This is a genomic window from Inquilinus sp. (genome assembly GCF_057815775.1).
The window spans coordinates 1-2,515 of sequence record NZ_JBYRFX010000090.1; the positions used below are offsets into that span (position 1 = coordinate 1).

General features: G+C 72.9%; 2 protein-coding genes and 1 tRNA gene. All 3 read right to left on the reverse strand.

Annotation, left to right across the window (positions count from 1 at the left end; all coding sequences use genetic code 11):
- Positions 1 to 1,447, reverse strand: a 1,447-nt coding sequence (locus AC3XYG_RS03295; RefSeq protein ID WP_489138386.1) for an NAD(P)H-hydrate dehydratase, incomplete at its 3' end; no start/stop codon positions are given.
- Complete coding sequence (locus tag AC3XYG_RS03300) at positions 1,444 to 2,223, reverse strand: HpcH/HpaI aldolase family protein (RefSeq protein WP_489138387.1); 780 nt, start codon at positions 2,221 to 2,223, stop codon at positions 1,444 to 1,446. The genes AC3XYG_RS03300 and AC3XYG_RS03295, both read right to left, overlap by 4 nt.
- 74 nt (positions 2,224 to 2,297) lie before the next feature.
- Positions 2,298 to 2,373, reverse strand: a tRNA-His gene (locus AC3XYG_RS03305).
- Positions 2,374 to 2,515: the final 142 nt, after the last annotated feature.

Genomic DNA, 2,515 nt, shown 5'->3' on the forward strand with positions numbered 1-2,515 from the left:
GCCGGTCGAGCACCTGTGGCAGGGCGTCGATCACATCCTCGGCGATCAGCCCGGCACCGACTCGCTGCGCCGCAGCACCGTGCAGCCAGACCGCGGCACAGGCAGCCGCGAAGCCCGACATGCCCTGCGCCTTCAGCCCCAGCACCAGGCCGGCCAGGACATCGCCGGTGCCGCCGGTGGCCAGGGTCGGCGGCGCGTTGGCGTTGACCGCGACCCGGCCGTCCGGCGCCGCGATGATGGTGTCCGGCCCCTTCAGCACCACCACCGCCCCGATCTCGGCCGCGGCCCGGCGGGCGCGGACCAGCCGCGGCGCCTCGTCCTTGCCGAACAGCTTGTCGAACTCGCCCTGATGCGGCGTCAGCACACAATCGGCGTCGAGCAGCCCGGCCAGTGCCCCGGCCTGGCCGGCATAGCTTGCGAGGCCGTCGGCATCGAGCACCAGCGACTTGCCGGCGGCCCGCACCGCCTCGACCGCGTGGCGCAGCGTTTCCCCGGCCCCGCCGCCGGGCCCGATCAGCACCGGCCCGACGCGGCGGTCGGCCAGCAGCCCGTCCCAGCGGTCTTCCGGCAGCGCCATCGCCCCCGGCCAGTCGGCGCGGTAGGCCGGCAGCGCCGCTTCGGGCGCCACGATGGTCAGCAGCCCGGCCCCGATCCGTCGTGTCGCCCGGGCCGCCAGCCGCGCCGCCCCGGTCAGGCTGCCGCCGCCACGGATCAACGGATGGCCCCGGTCGGATTTGTGCTGCGTCGCCCTGCCCTGCGGCAGGTCCGCCCGCCACAGCGCCGGTCCGTTCTCGTGATGATGCGGGCCGATCGCCGCCAGCACCGCGGCCTCGATGCCGATCTCGGCGACGCGGGTCTCGCCGCACAGCGCCCGGCCGGGCATCAGGAGATGGCCGGGCTTGCGCCGGAAGAAGGTGACGGTCAGCGCCGCCTGGGCCACGGTACCCGGCGCGCTGCCATCGTCGCCGAACAGGCCGCTGGGCACGTCCACCGCCACGACCGGAAGGCCGGACTGCGCGACCGCCTCGATCAGCGCCGCCGCCTTGCCCTCCGGCGCGCGGTTCAGCCCGGCGCCGAACAGGGTGTCGACGACCAGTTCCGCGCCAACGAGGATGGCGGGCGTCGGCGGCAGGACCTTGCCCACCCATTGCGATGCCGCCTCGGCGGCATCGCCGCGTAGCGTCTTGGCCGCCACCAGGGAGGTCAGCCGCACCGGCCAGCCCTGCTCCGACAGCAGCCGGGCGATGACGTAGCCGTCGCCGCCATTGTTGCCGGGGCCGCACAGCACGGCGACGGGCCGGGGGGACCAGCGGGCCCGGATCGCCTGCGCCACCGCCGCCCCTGCCCGCTCCATCAGCACGATGCCGGGGGTGCCGGCGGCGATGGTGCGGCGATCGGCCTCGCCCATCTCCGCCGCGGTCAGCAGCGCCAGGTCCGAGTCGATCACCGCCCTGTTGTCCCCGCACGGAAGGCGGCGATGTCGGCCCGGGCCGCGTCGCGCAGCAGGGTGATGTCGGCCGGCGCGATCACGACCTTGCAGCCGTCCCGGACCATCTCGGCGGGCGAGCGGCCGAGCGACGGCAGCGACCCGAACCATTTGCCGCTGTCGATGATGGCCCGTTCGGCCCGCAGAATCGTGTCGCGCACCTCCGGATCGTCGAATCGGCCGAGCTTGCCGAGGCTGCCGGACAGGTCCCAGGGGCCGATGAACAGCACGTCGACGCCGTCGACCGCCGCGATCTCGGGAATCGCCTCGACGGCCTCCCGGGTCTCGATCTGGCACATGATGAGGAGATTGTCGGCGATGGTCTCGAGATAGTCCGCCGCCAGGCCGAAATCGGCGCCGCGGGCGATGCCGTAGGCCACGCCGCGCATGCCGGCCGGCGGGTAGCGGCAGGCCGCCACCGCGGCCCGGGCCTCTGCCGCCGAATTGACCTGCGGCACCATCACACCTTCGACGCCGATATCGAGGATGCGCTTGGCGTAGACCGGGTCGTTCCAGGGCATGCGGATGATGCTGGTCGCCGGCGTGCCGGCCAGGACCTGCAGGCTGGGCACCGCATCGGCGATCGAGGCCGGGCCATGCTCGTGGTCGAGCAGCACGATGTCGTAGCCGGCAAGGCCGAGCAGCTCGGACACCAGGGAATGGCCGATGCCCTGCCAGCAGCCGTAGACGGGGTCGCCCGCGCGCAGCTTCTGCTTCGCGGCATTGGGTCGATACAAGACAGCCTCCTCCGATCCGGTGGAGACAGGCGTATCAGACCTCGTGCGGAACTGGAATGGGACGGGAGGGGGAATGGGGCGACCAACGGGGCTCGAACCCGCGACATCTCGGACCACAACCGAGTGCTCTACCAGCTGAGCTATGGCCGCCACAGCGCTTAGCGGCGGCTCATATGAGCCATCGCCGCCCCGGCGTCAAGCACGAGACGCATTCCCGCTTGTCGGAGGCGCTTCCGGCAATGACCGGGGACCTGCAGGTCGGCATAGTCCGCCGCGAACCATCCACACAGGG